The 17,126-nt window shown below is 74.8% G+C and carries 12 protein-coding genes; 3 read left to right on the top strand and 9 right to left on the bottom strand.

What is annotated here, in order from left to right; genetic code table 11:
- Positions 1-34: 34 nt before the first annotated feature.
- Both ACWDVG_RS19790 and ACWDVG_RS19795 read right to left on the bottom strand, forming a co-directional pair.
- Complete coding sequence (locus ACWDVG_RS19790) at positions 35-448, bottom strand: RidA family protein (protein ID WP_451700568.1); 414 nt, start codon at positions 446-448, stop codon at positions 35-37.
- On the bottom strand, positions 445-1,614 hold the full coding sequence (locus ACWDVG_RS19795; RefSeq protein ID WP_451700569.1) for an acyl-CoA dehydrogenase family protein: 1,170 nt from the start codon (positions 1,612-1,614) through the stop codon (positions 445-447). Before ACWDVG_RS19795 ends, ACWDVG_RS19790 begins: the two co-directional genes overlap by 4 nt.
- 186 nt (positions 1,615-1,800) lie before the next feature.
- Here ACWDVG_RS19795 and ACWDVG_RS19800 point away from each other — a divergent pair, with 186 nt between their 5' ends.
- Positions 1,801-3,510 (top strand): AMP-binding protein, encoded by a 1,710-nt coding sequence (locus ACWDVG_RS19800; protein WP_451700570.1) that lies wholly within the window; start codon positions 1,801-1,803, stop codon positions 3,508-3,510.
- Between the two features lie 4 nt (positions 3,511-3,514).
- Entirely contained in the window at positions 3,515-4,327 is an 813-nt protein-coding gene (locus ACWDVG_RS19805) for a PaaX family transcriptional regulator (RefSeq protein WP_451700571.1), read from the top strand.
- Positions 4,328-4,360: 33 nt separating this feature from the next.
- On the opposite strand, the gene ACWDVG_RS19810 is transcribed toward ACWDVG_RS19805, so the two are convergent.
- Positions 4,361-6,676 (bottom strand): bifunctional salicylyl-CoA 5-hydroxylase/oxidoreductase, encoded by a 2,316-nt coding sequence (locus ACWDVG_RS19810; protein WP_451700572.1) that lies wholly within the window; start codon positions 6,674-6,676, stop codon positions 4,361-4,363.
- The gene (locus ACWDVG_RS19815; RefSeq protein ID WP_451700573.1) at positions 6,661-7,488 is read right to left on the bottom strand and encodes an enoyl-CoA hydratase family protein; all 828 of its coding nucleotides are present in this window, start codon (positions 7,486-7,488) and stop codon (positions 6,661-6,663) included. The genes ACWDVG_RS19810 and ACWDVG_RS19815 overlap by 16 nt, the downstream gene beginning before the upstream one ends.
- A 259-nt stretch (positions 7,489-7,747) precedes the next feature.
- On the opposite strand from ACWDVG_RS19815, the gene ACWDVG_RS19820 reads away from it, so the two are divergent.
- Entirely contained in the window at positions 7,748-8,299 is a 552-nt protein-coding gene (locus ACWDVG_RS19820) for an ATP-binding protein (protein ID WP_451700574.1), read from the top strand.
- On the opposite strand, the gene argF is transcribed toward ACWDVG_RS19820, so the two are convergent.
- The 5 genes from argF to ACWDVG_RS19845 all read right to left on the bottom strand — a co-directional run bounded on the left by argF (position 8,235) and on the right by ACWDVG_RS19845 (position 17,062).
- Positions 8,235-9,266, bottom strand: coding sequence for an ornithine carbamoyltransferase (gene argF / locus ACWDVG_RS19825; RefSeq protein ID WP_451700575.1), 1,032 nt, complete (start codon positions 9,264-9,266; stop codon positions 8,235-8,237). The genes ACWDVG_RS19820 and argF overlap by 65 nt on opposite strands.
- A 120-nt stretch (positions 9,267-9,386) precedes the next feature.
- Entirely contained in the window at positions 9,387-10,619 is a 1,233-nt protein-coding gene (locus ACWDVG_RS19830; RefSeq protein WP_451700576.1) for an arginine deiminase, read from the bottom strand.
- Between the two features lie 118 nt (positions 10,620-10,737).
- Positions 10,738-12,306, bottom strand: coding sequence for a hypothetical protein (locus ACWDVG_RS19835; protein ID WP_451700577.1), 1,569 nt, complete (start codon positions 12,304-12,306; stop codon positions 10,738-10,740).
- 662 nt (positions 12,307-12,968) lie between these two features.
- Complete coding sequence (locus ACWDVG_RS19840; RefSeq protein ID WP_451700578.1) at positions 12,969-15,506, bottom strand: polynucleotide kinase-phosphatase; 2,538 nt, start codon at positions 15,504-15,506, stop codon at positions 12,969-12,971.
- Positions 15,506-17,062 (bottom strand): 3' terminal RNA ribose 2'-O-methyltransferase Hen1, encoded by a 1,557-nt coding sequence (locus tag ACWDVG_RS19845; RefSeq protein ID WP_451700579.1) that lies wholly within the window; start codon positions 17,060-17,062, stop codon positions 15,506-15,508. Before ACWDVG_RS19845 ends, ACWDVG_RS19840 begins: the two co-directional genes overlap by 1 nt.
- Positions 17,063-17,126 lie beyond the last annotated feature (64 nt).

Below are 17,126 nucleotides of genomic sequence, written 5' to 3' on the forward strand. Positions count from 1 at the left end.
ACACTAAGCCCGGCCCGTGCGGGTGACCAGTTGATCAAGCGTGCGTCGGTTCGTCGAGGACGGCGAAGCCGTCGAGCTCCACCCGCGCCTGTTCGTCCCAGAGCCGTACGACGCCGACGACGGCCATCGCGGGATAGTCGCGGCCGGCCAACGCCCGCCAGATACGGCCCAGTTGGTGGGCGTGCGTGCGGTACTCCTCGACGTCCGTGGTGTAGACGGTGACCCGGGCCAGGTCGGCGGGGGTGCCGCCGGCGTGGCGCAGCGCGGTGAGCAGGTTACCGAGTGCGGTGGTGAACTGCTCGGTGAGGGACTCCCCCACGACCTCGCCCTCGCTGTCGAGCGAGGTCTGCCCGGCCAGGAAGACGAGGCGGGTGCCGGTGGCGGTGACGGCGTGCGAGAAGCCGGTGGGCGGGGAGAGCTCGGCGGGGTTGTGGCGGTGGAGGGTCACGCGGTCCGCACCTCCTCGACCGGGAGGGACGGGGCCCGGCCCAGGTGCTCCCGCGCCCCGTACAGCTCCTTCGCGACGATCGTGCGCTGGACCTCGCTCGCGCCTTCGTAGATCCGGGGTGCGCGCACCTCGCGGTAGAGGTGTTCGAGGAGGTGGCCGCGCTGGAGCGCGCGGGCGCCGTGGAGCTGGACGGCGGAGTCGACGACGTACTGCGCGGTCTCGGTGGCGAGGAGCTTGGCCATGGCGGAGCGCCGGGGCACATCCGGGTCGCCCGCGTCGTACGCCGCCGCGGCCGCGTACACCAGCAGCCGGGCCGCCTCCGTCCGCGTGGCCATCTCCGCGATCCGGTGGGAGACGGCCTGGAGGTCGGCGAGGACGCCGCCGAAGGCGCGGCGCTCGGCGGTGTGGGCGAGGGCGGCGTCCAGGGCGGCCTGCGCCATGCCGACGGCGAAGGCGCCGACGCTGGGGCGGAAGAGGTTGAGGGTGTGCATGGCGACCCGGAAGCCCCGGTCGGGCTCGCCGAGGACGTCCTCGGGGCCGACGGGGACGTCCTCGAAGGTGAGGGTGCCGAGGGCGTGCGGGGCGAGCATGTCGAGGGGTTCCCCGCCGAGGCCCGGCCGGTCGGCGGGGACGAGGAAGGCGGTGACGCCCCGGGAACCCGCGCCGGGGGTGGTGCGGGCGAAGACGGTCGCGAAGTCGGCCTCGGGCGCGTTGGAGATCCACCGCTTCTCGCCGCGCAGCCGCCAGCCGCCGCGCCCGTCGGGGACGGCCTCCAGCTCCAGGGCGGCGGCGTCCGAGCCCGCGCCGGGCTCGGAGAGGGCGAAGGCGGCGACGGCCCGGCCCGAGGCCGCCCCGGGCAGCCAGCGGGCGCGCTGGGCGGCGGTCCCGAAGGCGGCGACGGGGTGGGTGCCGAGGCCCTGGAGGGCGAGGGCGGTCTCCGCCTCGGTGCAGACGCGGGCGAGGGACTCGCGCAGCAGGCACAGGTCGAGGGCGCCCGCGTCGAAGAGGCGGTCGAGGAGGCCGAGGTCGCCGAGGGCGGCGACGAGGGGGCGGTTGACGCGGCCGGGCTCGCCCCGGTCGGCGAGGGGCCGCAGCCGGTCGGCGGCGAGCGCGCGGAGCTCCGCACACCGGGTGATCTGTTCGGGATCGAGCGAGAATGCGGGCATGCGGGCCCTCTCCGACGCCCTCGGGCGTCCGCGTCCCCGCGCCCCGGGGCCGGTCCGTCGCGGCGCCCCTGAGCCGGTTCGCCGCGGCGCCCTCCGGCACCCTTGTCGCGAACTGTTGACTGTCGTCACCATCACGATACGCTCGTGGAGCGTTGGGCGACCCCACCACGACAGGGGGACGGACTCATGGAGCTGACGCCCTCGGCCCACCTCGACACCTTCGCCCGTGACCACCTGCCGCCCCCGGAGCGGTGGCCGCACCTCGTCTTCGACCGTCCCGAACTCGCCTACCCCGACCGGCTCAACTGCGGCACGGAGCTCCTCGACCGCTCGGTGGAACGTTTCGGCGCGGACCGGCCTGCCTTCCACGACGAGGAGGGCGGGGTGTGGAGCTACGGCGGCCTGCGGGACCGGGTCGACGGGCTGGCCCACGCCCTCACCGCCGACCTCGGGCTGCGGCCCGGCAACCGCGTCCTGCTGCGCGGCCCCACCACCCCGTGGCTCGCCGCGTGCTGGCTCGCCGTGATGAAGGCGGGCGGCGTCGCCGTCACCGTCCTGGCCCAGCAGCGCGCCCCCGAACTGGCCGTCATGGCCGAGCTGGCGCACTGCACCCACGCGCTCTGCGACGCCGCGTCCCTCGACGAGCTGCTCGCGGCGCGGATCCCCGGGCTGCGGATCACCCCGTTCGGCGGAGCGGGCCCGGACGACCTGCTCGCCCTGGCCGCCCGCCGGCCCGGACGGTACGAGGCGGTGGCGACGGCCGCCGACGACGTGGCGCTCATCGCCTTCACCTCCGGCACCACCGGACGGCCCAAGGGCTGCGTCCACTTCCACCGGGACGTCCTCGCCGTCGCCGACACCTTCTCGGCGCACGTCCTGCGGCCCCGGCCCGACGACGTCTTCGCCGGCTCGCCGCCCCTCGCCTTCACCTTCGGACTCGGCGGGCTCGTCGTCTTCCCGCTGCGCGCCGGGGCCAGCGCGGTCCTGCTCCGGCAGGCGGGCCCCAAGCAGCTGCTCGCCGCGATCGAGCGGCACCGCGTGTCCGTGCTCTTCACCGCGCCCACGGCGTACCGGGTGATGCTGGACGAGCTCGCGTCCGGCGCCGCGCCGGACATCGGCTCGCTGCGGCGCTGCGTCTCCGCCGGGGAGAACCTGCCCGAGGCGACCTGGACGGCCTGGTACGGGCGGACGGGGCTCCGCCTGATCAACGGCATCGGGGCGACGGAGCTGCTGCACATCTTCATCTCGGCCGCCGACGGCGACATCCGGCCCGGCACGACCGGCCGCCCGGTCCCCGGGTGGCAGGCCCGGATCGTCGACGCGGAGGGCCGCCCGGTCCCGGACGGCGAGGAGGGGCTGCTCGCGGTGCGCGGCCCGGTGGGCTGTCGCTACCTGGCCGATCCGCGCCAGGCGGAGTACGTGCGGGACGGCTGGAACGTCACGGGCGACACGTACGTCCGCGAGCCCGACGGCTACTTCCGGTACGTCTCCCGCGCCGACGACATGATCATCTCGGCCGGGTACAACATCGCGGGCCCCCAGGTCGAGGAGGTGCTGCTCGACCACCCGGACGTCGTCGAGACGGCGGTCGTGGGCCGCCCCGACCCCCTGCGCGGACAGATCGTCGTCGCCTACGCGGTCGTACGGGACGGGGTGCCGCGGGACTCGACGACGGCCGCCGCGCTGCGTGCCTTCGTGCGGGCCCGCCTTGCCCCGTACAAGTCGCCGCGCGAGGTCGTCTTCCTGGACGCGCTGCCGCGCACCGCCACCGGCAAGCTCCAGCGCTTCCGGCTCCGCGACCCGGCGACGGGCGCGGGGCCCGGCGGGGCGACGGACGCACCGACGGGTGCCGCGACCGGCCCGCCGACCGGCCCGGCGGGGCACGGCCTACAGTGATCACGTGGCCGAGCAGCACACTCCCCGTTCCCTGATCGTCTCCCTCTACGGCGCCTACGGCCGCGGGACCGACGAGCACCCGATGCCGGTGGCCGCGCTGATCCGGCTGCTCGCGGCCGTCGGCGTGGACGCGCCCTCGGTGCGGTCGTCGGTCTCGCGGCTGAAACGGCGCGGGCTGCTGCTCCCGCGCAGGACGGCGGACGGGGCCGCGGGGTACGCGCTCTCGGAGGAGGCCCGGCGGCTCCTGGACGACGGCGACCGCCGCATCTACGCCCGTACGGAGCCGAAGCTGTCCGAGGGCTGGGTCCTCGCCGTGTTCTCGGTGCCCGAGCAGGAGCGCCACAAGCGGCACCTGCTGCGCTCCCGGCTCGGCAGGCTGGGCTTCGGGACGGCGGCGCCGGGGGTGTGGATCGCACCCGCTCGGCTGTACGAGGAGACCCGCAACACCCTGGAGCGCCTGGAGCTCTCCTCGTACGTGGACCTCTTCCGCGGCGACCACCTCGGCTACGCGGCGACGGCCGGGGCGGCGGAGCGCTGGTGGGACCTGCCCGCGATCGCCGCCCTCCACCAGGAGTTCCTCGCCGCCCACGAGCCGGTCCTGCGGGCCCGCGGGGCGGACCCGGGGACCGCGGAGGACGCCTACCGGGACTACCTCCTCGCCCTGGACTCCTGGCGCCGCCTCCCGTACGCCGACCCGGTCCTCCCGGCCGAGCTGCTCCCCGACGACTGGCCGGGCCGCCGCTCGGCGGAGGTCTTCGCGGCCCTGCACGAGCTGCTGCGGGACCGGGGCGCGGAGTACGTGCGGGGGGTGTTCTAGCGGGCCTGTCGCAAGGTCCTGTCCGGGGGCCGGTCAGGCCTTGCCGGTCGGGGGGCGGCGGCTGCCCGCGCGGTACGGGGCGGGCCAGGGGGCCGCGGGGCCCGTGTACTCCTGTTCGGCGGCCGCGTGGAGGGTCCAGTGCGGGTCGTAGAGGTGCGGGCGGCCCAGGGCGCACAGGTCGGCGCGGCCGGCGAGGAGCAGCGAGTTGACGTCGTCCCAGGAGGAGATGGCGCCGACGGCGATGACGGGGACGCCGGCCTCGTTGCGGATGCGGTCGGCGAAGGGCGTCTGGTAGGAGCGGCCGTACTCGGGGGCCTCCTCGGGGACGACCTGGCCGGTGGAGACGTCGATGGCGTCGGCGCCGCGGTCGGCGAAGGCGCGGGCGACGGTGACGGCGTCCTCGGCGGTGGTGCCGCCCTCGGCCCAGTCGGTGGCGGAGACGCGGACGGTCAGGGGCCGGTCGTCCGGCCAGGCCTCGCGCACGGCGTCGAAGACGTCGAGGGGGAAGCGGAGCCGTCCGGTGAGGTCCCCGCCGTAGGCGTCGGTGCGGTGGTTGGTGAGGGGGGAGAGAAAGCCGGAGAGGAGGTAGCCGTGAGCGCAGTGGAGTTCGAGGAGGTCGAAGTCGCAGCGGGCGGCGCGGCGGGCCGCCTCGGCGAACTGCCGCCGCACGGCGGCGAGTCCGGCGCGGTCGAGGGCGTGGGGAACCTGGCTGACGCCCGGGCGGTACGGCAGGGGTGAGGCGGCGACGAGCGGCCAGTTGCCGGTGGGGAGGGGCTGGTCGATGCCCTCCCACATGAGGCGGGTGGAGCCCTTTCGGCCGGAGTGGCCGAGCTGGACGCCGAGTGCGGTGCCGGGTGCCCGGTGGTGGACGAAGTCGGTGATCCGGGTCCATGCGGCGGCCTGTTCGTCGCTCCACAGGCCGGTGCAGCCGGGGGTGATGCGGCCCTCGGGGGCGACGCAGACCATCTCCGTCATGACGAGTCCGGCGCCACCGAGGGCCCGGGCGCCCAGGTGGACGAGGTGGAAGTCGCCGGGGACGCCGTCCTCGGCGACGTACATGTCCATGGGCGAGACGACGATCCGGTTGCGGAGGGTGAGTCCGCGCAGCCGGAAGGGGGTGAACATCGGCGGGGTGCCGGGCGGGCAGCCGAAGTCGGCCTCGACGGCGGCGGTGAGCGCCGGGTCGCGCAGCCGGAGGTTGGCGTGGGTGACGCGGCGGCTGCGGGTGAGGAGGTCGAAGGCGAAGCGGCGGGGCGGGCGGTCGACGTGTCCCGCGAGCTCCTCGAACCAGCGGAGGCTGGCGGTCGCGGCCCGCTGGGTGGACTCCACGACGGGGCGGCGCTCGGCCTCGTAGGCCGTCAACGCCTCGTCCAGGGCCGGGTGGTGGCCGAGGGCGGTGGTGAGGGCGAGGGCGTCCTCGACGGCCAGCTTGGTGCCGGACCCGATGGAGAAGTGCGCGGTGTGCGCGGCGTCGCCGATGAGGACGGTGGGGCCGTGGGACCAGTGGGCGTTGACGACCGTGCGGAAGGCGGTCCAGGCGGAGCGGTGGGAGCGCAGGGGACGGCCGCCGAGCGCCTCGGCGAAGATCTTGGCGCAGCGGACGGTGGACTCGGTCTCGTCGAGTTCGTCGAATCCGGCGGAGCGCCAGACCTCCTCGCGCATCTCGACGATGACGGTGGAGGCGTCGGCCGAGAAGGGGTAGCCGTGGAGCTGCATCACGCCGTGTTCGGTCTCGGCGATCTCGAAGCGGAAGGCGTCGAAGGGGAAGTCGGCGGCGAGCCAGATGTAGCGGCAGCGGTGGGTGGTGAGCCGGGGCCGGAAGTGCGGGGCGTAGGCGTCGCGGGTGCGGCTGTGGACGCCGTCGGCGGCGACGACCAGGTCGTGGGTGGCGGCGAGGACGTCGGGCGGCGGGGCCTCGGTGCGGAAGCGCAGCCGTACGCCGAGGTCGGCGCAGCGGGTGTGCAGCAGCTCCAGGAGGCGGCGGCGGCCGAGGGCGGCGAAGCCGTGGCCGGTGGAGGTGGTGAGGTGGCCGCGGTGGACGATGTCGACGGCGTCCCAGCGGACGAGTGCGCGGTCGAGCGCCTCGTACGCGACGGGGTCGGCGTCCCGGATGCCGCCGAGGGTCTCGTCGGAGAGGACGACGCCGAAGCCGAAGGTGTCGGAGGGGGCGTTGCGCTCCCAGACGGTGACCTCGCGGGTGGGGTCCTGCCGTTTGAGGAGGGCGGCGGCGTAGAGCCCGCCGGGGCCGCCGCCGACGACGGCGACCGTCCGGGGCGGGCGCGAGACGGGGTGTCCGGGGCTCGCGGGGCCGTCGGCGCGGGCGCCCGGCACGGCTAGCGCCCCCGCCATTTCGGGGGCCGCTTCTCGGTGAAGGCGGCGTGGAACTCGGCGTAGTCCTCGCCGTTCATGAGGAGCGCCTGGGTGGCGGCGTCGAGTTCGACGGAGGCGGCGAGCGGCATGTCGAGTTCGGCGGTGAGCAGCGCCTTCGTCTGCGCGTGGGCGAGGGCCGGGCCGTCGGCGAGGTGGCGGGCGAGGGCCGCGGCACGCTCCCCCGCCCGTCCCTCCTCGGTGAGCTCGCTGAGGAGCCCGATGCGCTCGGCCTCGGCGGCGTGGACGGCCTCGCCGAGCATGAGGAGCCGGGTGGCGTGGCCGAGGCCGACGACGCGGGGCAGCAGGTACGCGGCGCCCATGTCGCCGCCGGAGAGGCCGACGCGGGTGAAGAGGAAGGCGAAGCGGGTGGTCGGGTCGGCGACGCGGAAGTCGGCGGCGAGGGCGAGGACGGCGCCCGCCCCGGCGGCGACGCCGTGGAGGGCGGCGATCACCGGGAAGGGACATTCGCGCAGGGCCCGGACGACCTGGCCGGTCATGCGGTTGAAGTCGAGGAGCTGGGCGGTGTCGAGGGCGAGCGTGGCGCCGATGATCTCGTCGACGTCGCCGCCGGAGCAGAAGCCGCGCCCCTCGCCGCCGAGGACGAGGGCGCGGACGGCGCGCTCGCGGGAGAGTTCGGCGAGCAGGTCGCGCAGGTCGGCGTAGGCGCCGAAGGTGAGGGCGTTGAGCTTGGCGGGGCGGGCGAGGGTGACGGTGGCGACGCCCTCGTCGAGGTCGAGGCGGAGATGCCGCCATCGTGCGGTGCGGGTCGCGGAGCCGGTAAAGGGGCTCATTCGGCGGCCTCCTTCCTCCACCGGGAGCGTATCACCGACTTGTGACTGTCGTCACGACTGCGCGATAAGCGCCTCGGGGTCGCGTGGGGCCGAGGGCCCCGAAGGGCGGGGACGGAGGTCCCGGGGTGGTGAGGGAGGGGTGCCCTGGGGGCGCGACGCGGCGCCTCGTAGGGTGGAAACCGGACGACTCGGGACCCTTCCCCACCCCGCCTCCTCGCCCGCCCTGCCGCCTTCCCTCCCCCGTGAAGGACCCGCTCCCATGCCCGAAGCCATGGCCCCCGCCGCCCTCGCGACCGCTCCCGCGACCGCCTCCGGCACCTGGCGCGTGCGGCTGCCCCGCACGACGGCCGCCGTGCCCCTGGCCCGCGCCCTGGTCCGTACGGCGCTCTCCGGCGGCCGGGACGGACGGCAGGACGCGGAACAGGACGCGGAACAGGACGCGGGGCAGGACGGGCGGCCGGACCGGGACACGGCGGAGCTGCTCACCGCGGAGCTCGTCGCCAACGCGGTCGAGCACACCGCGGGCGGGGGCCCGATCGAGCTGGTCGTGGAGGTGCTCGCGGCGGCCGGCGGCTGCCAGATCGAGGTGCACGACCCCGAGCCGGCCCGGCCGGGCGATCTGGTCTGCCCCGACCCGGACGCCGAGGTCGACCCGTGGCAGGAGCACGGCCGGGGCCTGTTGCTGGTCCGGGCGCTCAGCAGCGACTGCGGTCACCGCCCCACCGAGGACGGCAAGGCGGTCTGGTTCACCCTTCCCGGGGTGCCGGCGCAGCAGCGCCGTCGGCCATCGTCGCCACCAGCACGGCCTTGATGGTGTGGAGGCGGTTCTCGGCCTCGTCGAAGACGACCGAGTGCTCCGACTCGAAGACCTCGTCGGTGACCTCCAGCTCGGTGAGGCCGTGCCGGGCGTGGATGTCGCGGGCGACGGCCGTGCCGAGGTCGTGGAAGGCCGGCAGGCAGTGGAGGAACTTGACGTGCGGGTTCCCGGTGGCGCGCAGCACGTCCATGGTCACGGAGTACGGGGCGAGGGCGGCGATCCGCTCGTCCCAGACCTCCTTGGGCTCGCCCATCGAGACCCAGACGTCGGTGACGACGAAGTCGGCGCCCCGGACGCCCTCGCCCACCTCCTCGGTGAGGGTGATCGTGGCCCCGCTGGTCTCGGCGAGCTTGCGGGCGGCGGCGACGACGTCCTCGGCCGGCCAGTACGCCTCGGGGGCGACGATCCGGACGTCCATGCCGAGCAGGGCGCCGGTGACGAGGTAGGAGTTGCCCATGTTGAAGCGGGCGTCGCCGAGGTAGGCGAAGGCGATGCCGTCCAGGGGCTTGTCGGTGTGCTCGGTCATGGTGAGCACGTCGGCGAGCATCTGGGTGGGGTGCCAGTCGTCGGTGAGCCCGTTGAAGACGGGGACGCCCGCGAAGGCGGCGAGCTCTTCGACGGCGGCCTGGCTGTCACCGCGGTACTCGATGCCGTCGAACATCCGGCCGAGGACGCGGGCGGTGTCCTTGACCGACTCCTTGTGGCCGATCTGGGAGCCGGACGGGTCCAGATAGGTGGTGGAGGCGCCCTGGTCGGCGGCGGCGACCTCGAAGGCGCAGCGGGTCCGGGTGGAGGTCTTCTCGAAGATCAGGGCGATGTTCCGGCCGCGGAGCCGCTGGACCTCGGTGCCCGCCTTCTTGGCGGCCTTGAGTTCGGCGGCGAGCTCGATCAGGCCGCGGAACTCCTCGGCGGTGAAGTCCAGCTCCTTGAGGAAGTGGCGGCCGATGAGGTCAATGGCCATGGGTCGTGCTCCTGTGTGACGGTCGGGGCGGTGGTCGCGAACCCTGCAAGTGTATACATGGAAAGACATTTATATACAGCCCCCGTCCCGGACCCCCTCGCCACCCGCCACCCGCCCCGCTCAGGCGGCGTCCCGCTCCACCGGGCAGCTCATGCAGCGCGGCCCGCCCCTCCCCCGGCCCAGCTCGCTCCCCGGGATCTCGATCACCTCGATGCCCTGCTTGCGCAGGTGCGTGTTGGTCGTGACGTTCCGCTCGTACGCCACGACCACGCCCGGCTCCACGGCGAGCACGTTGCACCCGTCGTCCCACTGCTCGCGCTCGGCGGCGTGCACGTCCTGCGTCGCCGTCAGGACCCGGACGTCCTGGAGCCCGAGGGCGGCCGCGATCGCGCTGTGCATCTGCTCCGGCGGGTGGTCGGTCACCCGCAGGGACTGGCCCTCGTCGCCCGGCTCGATCGTGTACGAGCGGAGCATGCCGAGCCCGGCGTACTGCGTGAACGTGTCGTGGTCGACCATCGTCATCACCGTGTCCAGGTGCATGAACGCCCGCCGCTTCGGCATGTCGAGCGCCACGATCGTCCGCGCCGAGCCCGCCGCGAAGAGGCCGCGCGCCAGCATCTCCACCGCCTGCGGGGTGGTGCGCTCGCTCATCCCGATGAGGACGGCGCCGTTCCCGATGACCAGGACGTCACCGCCCTCGATCGTCGACGGATAGTCCGCCTGCCCCTCCGACCAGTGGTGGAAGGCGCCCGCCTGCGGGCCCGTGAAGAGCGGATGGTGCTTGTAGATCGCCTCGAAGTGCACGGTCTCGCGCTGCCGGGCCGGCCAGCGCATGGCGTTGATCGACACCCCGTCGTAGATCCAGGCGGAGGTGTCCCGCGTGAAGAGGTGGTTGGGCAGCGGGTCGAGCACGAAGTCGTCCAGGTCGAGCGCGTGGAAGCGCACCGAGGTCGGCTCGCGGTGCGACGCCAGGAACTCGCGCTTCGTCATCCCCCCGACGAGCGCCTCGCCCAGGGCGGCGGCGTCCAGTGAGTCGAACGCCGCGCGCAGGTGGTCGGCGGCGAGCGGCCCGTACGCCTTCTCGTGGAAGACGCGGTCGAGGACGAGTCCGCGGGCGGCCGGCACCTCGAGGGCCTCGCGCAGCAGGTCCCCGAAGAGGTGCACCGCCACCCCGCGGTCACGCAGCACGTCGGCGAAGCCGTCGTGCTCCTGGCGGGCCCTGCGCACCCACAGCACGTCGTCGAAGAGGAGGGTGTCCTTGTTGGTGGGCGTGAGCCGCTTCAGCTCCAGATCCGGGCGGTGGAGGATGACGCGGCGCAGCCGCCCGGTCTCGGAATCGACGTGGAATCCCATGGGCCCATCCTGACGGAGCGGAGCGTCGCGGTCCCGTCTTTCGCCGCACGTGGCCCCGGGCGGCACCTCCTGGGACGCCCCGGATCAGGCGAGGGCGGCGGGGGTGCCTCGGGGGCGCTCACGCGTCGTCCCAGTCGTCGAAGTCGGTGCTCGCCCGGCCGGAGCGCGCGGAGCCCCCGCCCGTACGGCCGCGTCCCCCGCGGTCGTACGGGTCGGCCCGGTCGTAGCGGTCGTACGTCTCGGCGCGGTCGTAGGCGTCCTCCCGCTCGTACGGGTCGCGGTGCCCGTCCCGCCGCCCGCCGCCGCCCCGCGCACCGTCACGGTCGCGGTCACCGTCACGCTCGCGGTCGCGCTCGCGGTCGCGGTCGCGTTCGGAGCCGGACTCGACCCGGGTCGGCTCGTAGACCCGGGGGTCGTGGGGCGCGCCGCCGTGTTCGGGGCGGGGCGCCCGCCGCTCCTCCCCGTCCCGGTCGGGCCGGTCCGGTTCGGGGAGCGCCCCCTCCAGGGCGAGCCTGCGGCCCGTGGCGCCGGCCGGGTCGACGACCCGGTCGGCGCTGCCCCCGGTGACCGTGCCCGTGCCCGTCCGCGTCCGCAGGTACATCAGCACCTGGTACGTCTGCTCGCCGATGTCGTGCCGCTCCAGGACCCCGGTGTCCAGGAGCCGGTTGAAGACGGCCAGGTAGTCCTCCCGGCCGTCTTGCCGCTCCCGCTGGAGCCGGCTGCGGATGTCCCCCTGCTTGTCGGGGTGCATCACCATGCGGTGGGCGATCTGGGCGAGGTCGCCGCGCCGGAACAGTTCCTCCATCTCCCGGGCGCGGTCGGCGACGAGCGCGCGCTCGGCCGCGTCCCTGCGGCGCTCCGCCTCGGCGATGCGCTGGTCGGCCTCCATGGTCAGGCCGAGGGTGTCGCGGCGGGAGACCTCCGCCTTGACGGAGGCGTCGAGGTCGACGAAGACGTAGACCCGGGTGCGCAGGCCGATGTCCCGGCCCAGGCTGAGCCGCCCGGAGGCCAGTTCGTCCCTGACCGCCTCGTCGGCGCGCTGCGCCTCGGTGATCCGGAACCGGCGGGAGAGCCGTCGCAGCCCGTCGAGGAGCTCGTCGTGGAGGAGTTCCGCCACGTCCCAGACCTGCTCCTGGACGACGAGGTGCGGATCGGTCACCACCCAGTGGACCTTGGCGACGGCCTGGAAGAAGACCCCGTCACCGGCCGCCGGCAGGTCGAGCCGCAACTCGGTGACGTGCGTGCCGAGCTGGACCTCGAAGACGGTGTACGGGGAGCCGAACAGTGGCTTGTTGACGTCCTCGTTGCGGTCCGGCCAGACGATCCGGTGCCCGCCGTTGCGGTAGAGCAGCACGGCCGCGATGCCGCCCCTGCGCTGGTACGGGGGCGTGGACTCGCGCAACAGGGGCCCGCGGGGGCGCCGGGCCGCGCCCCGCTCGGCCGGGGTCCCGGGCGTCCCTGCCCGTGCGCGTACGGCCGCCCGGGGGTCGCGCTCGCGGACCCCGTTCCCGTACCGGCCGGCGTCGCCGTGGTCCTCGTCGTACCGCTCGTCGTCGCGGCGCGCGGGGCGGGGCGCGGGTCGTTCCCGCCGCCGCTCCCGGGCCTCGTACCCTCCGTCGTACCGCCCCTCGTACCCTTCCCGCTCGTCCGGCCGCGCGTCGCCGCCGTACTGTTCGGGCCCCGTCATCGGTTCGCTCCTTCCGTCACGGCGTCCCGCACGACCGGACCCGCGTTCACGCCGAGCCGCAGACGCAGGGGCCGCTGCCGGTGGATGCCGCCGGGCGCCGCCGCCCCGTTCGTACCCGCACTGCTCACTCCCACTGCGACTCCCTGGGTGCCGTGTTGCGGTGGTGGTGCGTGACCTGCCGTGGTGGTGGCGCGTGTCCGGACCGGCCGCGTTCCGCGGCCGGCGATGTCAGCAGCCGTGGCGCCTTGGCGACCGCCTCGCGCGTCGCGCCGATGGCCGCCGCCAGGTCGTGCGGGGGCAGCGGGAGGTGGCGCTGCGCGGGCCCCGGTCCGCTGCGGCGAGGTCGCCGACGGCCTCGCCCGCGCCGCGCAGGGCCAGGTGGGGGCGGGAGCCGCCGGTCTTCCGGGGAAGACCACGTCCGCCGATGGCCGACCGGCCGCTTCGGCGTGTGCGGTCACACCGCAAGTAGCTTGCTGCGCAACGGTGTTGACGACATGTCACATCATGGGGTGAAGAACGCTAGAGGGTGCGGAAGAAACGCGTCAACGAGCACGGGGGGCGCAGGGGAGCGCCGTCGTCGGCACCCCTGCGCCCCCGGCGTCCACCGGCGCGCCGGGGCGCGCTCGGACGCGCCCGGACGCGCTCGCGGCGCGCTCGCGGCGTCAGAGCCTCGGGTCGACCGGCTCCGACTCCAGGGCGAGGACGGCGAAGACCGCCTCGTGGACCCGCCAGAGCGGCTCCCCGTCGGCGAGCCGGTCCAGTGCCTCCAGGCCGAGCGCGTACTCGCGCAGGGCGAGCGAGCGCTTGTGCCCGAGGTGCCGCTGCCGCAGCCGCTCCAGGTTCTCCGGCCGGGTGTACTCGGGGCCGTAGATGATCCGCAGGTACTCCCGGCCGCGCACCTTCACGCCGGGCTGGGCGAGCCGGCCGCCGGGGTCCCGGACGAGCGCCGCGAGCGGCTTGACGACCATGCCCTCGCCGCCGGCGGCGGTGAGGTCGAGCCACCAGTCGGTGCCCGCGCGGACCGAGGCCTCGTCGCCGGTGTCGACGACGGTCCTGCGGGTGACCTGGAGCAGCCCGGTCGGGTCGTGCTCGACGAGCCGGTCGAGGAGCGCGAGCTGCTCGTCGTGCGGGACGCCGGCGAGCGAGCGCCCCTCCGCCGCGAGCACCTGGAACGGGGCGAACCGCACGCCGTCGAGTCCCTGCGTCGGCCAGCAGTACCTGCGGTACGCCTCGGTGAACGCGGCCGCGTCCACGGCCCGTTCGCGCTGCTTGGCGAGCAGCGCGTCGACGCCCTCGATCCCGCGCGCCGCCGCCCGCTCCAGGGCGGTGACCGCGCCGGGGAGGACGGCTCCCGAGGCGGCGCCGACCGCCGCGTACTGGGCGCGGAGCAGCCCGGACGCCTTCAGCGACCACGGCATCAGCTCGCCGTCGAGCAGCAGCCAGTCCGTGCCCAGCTCGTCCCAGAGCCCCGCGGCCCCGATCGCGGTCCGCAGCCGACCGAGGACCTCCTCGGTGGTCGCGGGGTCGTCGAAGAACGGCCGTCCGGTACGGGTGTGCAGGGCGCCGGTCGCCCCGGTGACCCCGAAGCGCGCGCCGGCCGCCCCGGCGTCCCGGCAGACCAGGGCCACGGCCCGGGAGCCCATGTGCTTCTCCTCGCACACGACCCGCTCGACGCCGTCCGCCCGGTACTGCGCGAAGGCCTCGGCCGGGTGCTCCAGGTATCCGTCCTCGCGGGAGGTGGCGGTGGGGGCCATGGTCGGCGGCAGGTAGGCGAGCAGCCGGGGGTCGACCGCGAAGCGGCTCATGACCTCCAGGGCCGCGGCGGCGTTCTCCTCCCGTACGGCGACGTTGCCGAGGTGGCGGGTCTCCACGGTGCGGCGTCCGTGCACGTCGGCGAGGTCGAGGGGGCGTCCCTCGTGGCCGCCGGGCGCCTCGGTCACGAGCGGCCGGGCCGGCTCGTACCAGACCCGCTCGGCCGGTACGTCGACGAGTTCGCGCTCCGGCCAGCGCAGCGCCGTCATCTTCCCGCCGAAGACCGCGCCGGTGTCGAGGCAGATGGTGTTGTTGATCCAGGAGGTGTTCGGGACGGGTGTGTGGCCGTAGACGACGGTCGCCCGGCCGCGGTACTCCTCGGCCCACGGGTAGCGCACGGGCAGGCCGAACTCGTCGGTCTCGCCGGTGGTGTCGCCGTAGAGCGCGTGCGAGCGGACCCGGCCGGAGGTGCGGCCGTGGTACTTCTCGGGGAGCCCCGCGTGGCAGACGACGAGGTTCCCGCCGTCGAGGACGTAGTGGCTGACGAGTCCGTCGATGAACTCCCGCACCCGGGCCCGGAACTCCTCCGGTTCGCGGCCGAGCTGCTCGATCGTCTCGGCGAGGCCGTGGGTCTCCTGGACCTTGCGGCCCTTCAGCCAGCGGCCGAGCTTGTTCTCGTGGTTGCCGGGGACGCAGAGCGCGTCGCCCGCGGCGACCATCCCCATCACCCGGCGCAGCACGCCCGGGGAGTCGGGGCCGCGGTCGACCAGGTCGCCGACGAAGACGGCCGTGCGGCCGTCGGGGTGGTGGCCGTCGACGTAGCCCAGCTTCGCGAGCAGGGTCTCCAGCTCGGAACGGCAACCGTGGATGTCACCGATGATGTCGAAGGGACCGGTCAGGTGGCGCAGGTCGTTGAAGCGGCGCTCCAGGATGACCTCGGCCGCCTCCACCTCCGCCTCGGAGTGCAGGACGTGGACCTTGCGGAAGCCCTCGCGCTCCAGGCCGCGCAGCGAGCGGCGCAGCTCGCGGCGGTGGCGCGGGATGACGTGGGCGGGCAGGCCGGCGCGGTCGGGCCGGGCCGCGTTGCGGCTGCGGCAGACGTCCTCGGGCAGGTCGAGGACGATCGCGATGGGCAGCACGTCGTGGGCGCGGGCCAGGTCGACGAGCTGACGGCGGGCCTCGCGCTGCACGTTGGTGGCGTCGACGACGGTGAGACGGCCGGCGGCGAGCCGCTTGCCGACGACGTAGTGGAGGACGTCGAAGGCGTCCCCGCTCGCGGACTGGTCGTTCTCGTCGTCGGCGACGAGGCCGCGGCAGAAGTCGGAGGAGATGACCTCGGTGGGCTTGAAGTGGCGCCGGGCGAAGGTCGACTTGCCCGATCCGGTGGCGCCGACGAGGACGACGAGGGAGAGGTCGGTGACGGGCAGGGTTCGGGTCTCGGTGGTCATCACGGTCCCTCCTTCTCGGTCTCGGTCGGGGTGTTGGCCGGGGTCCCGGTCGGCGTCTCGGTCGGGGTCTTGGCCGGGGTCTTGGCCGGGGTCTTGGTGCGGGTCGGGGTCCCGGTCTCGGTACGGGCGAAGACGGCCATCTGGGTCGGCGGGCCGACCTCGGGGTCGTCCGGGCCGACGGCGACGAACCGCACCTCGTACCCGTACTGGTCCGCGGTTCCGGCCGCCCAGGCGCGGAACTCCGCGCGGGTCCACTCGAAGCGGTGGTCGCCGTGCCGGACGTGCCCGGCCGGGAGCGACTCCCAGCGCACGTTGTACTCGACGTTCGGCGTGGTCACGAGGACGGTACGGGGCCGGGCGGCGCCGAACACCGCGTACGCGAGCGCCGGCAGCCTCGGCAGGTCCAGGTGCTCGATGACCTCGCTGAGCACGGCGGCGTCGTAGCCGGCCAGCCGCTTGTCCGTGTACGCCAGCGAACCCTGGAGGAGCTTCACGCGGGCGGCCTGCCGCACCCCCAGCCGGTCCAGGCGCAGTCGGCGGGCGGCCACGGTCAGGGCGCGGACGGAGACGTCCACGCCGACGATCTCGGTGAAGCGGACGTCCTTGAGGAGGGCCTGCACGAGCTGGCCCTGCCCGCAGCCGAGGTCGAGGACGCGGACGGCCCCGGCGTCGCGCAGCTCGGCCAGGATCGCGTCCCGGCGCTGCGCGGCGAGCGGCACCGGGCGTTCCTCGGTGTCGGTGGTCTCGTCGACGGCGTTGTCGACGTCCTCCACGTCGAGGCCCTCCGCCTCGGCGAGCCGGACCAGTTCGAGGCGTTCGGTGGCCTCCCGGGTCAGGCCCCGGCGGCGGGAGAGGTAGCGCGCCGTGATCAGCCCGCGCTCGGGGTGGTCGGCGAGCCAGCCGTCCCCGGCGCGCAGCAGCTTGTCGACCTCGTCGGGCGCGACCCAGTAGTGCTTGGCGTCGTCGAGGACGGGCAGCAGCACGTACAGGTGGTTGAGCGCGTCCGCGAGCCGCAGCTCGCCCTCCAGGACCAGGCGCACGTACCGGGAGTCGCCCCACTCGGGGAACTCCGCGTCCAGCGCGACCGGTTCGGCCTCCACCCTGTCCCAGCCGAGCGGTCCGAAGAGCGCCGCGACCAGGTCGCCGCCGCCCCGGGCGGGAAGCGCCGGGACCTCGATGCGCAGCGGCAGCGGTGCGGCGGCCCGCTCGGGCAGCGCGGCGCACTGGCCGTGGAGGGCGGACGTGAACACCTTGGCGAGCGCGACCGCGAGCAGCGAGGACGCGGCGTAGGGCCGGTCGTTCACGTACTGCGCGAGCGCGGAGTCGGGGGCGCCACCCCGGCCCTTGCCCTTGCCGCGGCGCACGAGCGCGACGGGGTCCACCTCCAGGAGGAGCGCCGCCGTGCACCGCTCGGCGCTCGCCTCGGGGTAGAGGACGTGCGCGGTGCCGTGCGAGGTCGAGAACGACTGCGCCCGCTCGGGATGCTTGTGCAGCAGGAATCCGAGGTCGGTCGCGGGTCGCTCCGGGGTGCCGTGGGTGCTGATCGTCAGGAACACACGTCCGAGTATGGGCGCGCGCGTCCCCGCCGACCAGGCATTTTCCGGGTCCCCCCGGTACTCC

The sequence above is a fragment of the Streptomyces sp. NPDC003327 genome (genome assembly GCF_053589515.1).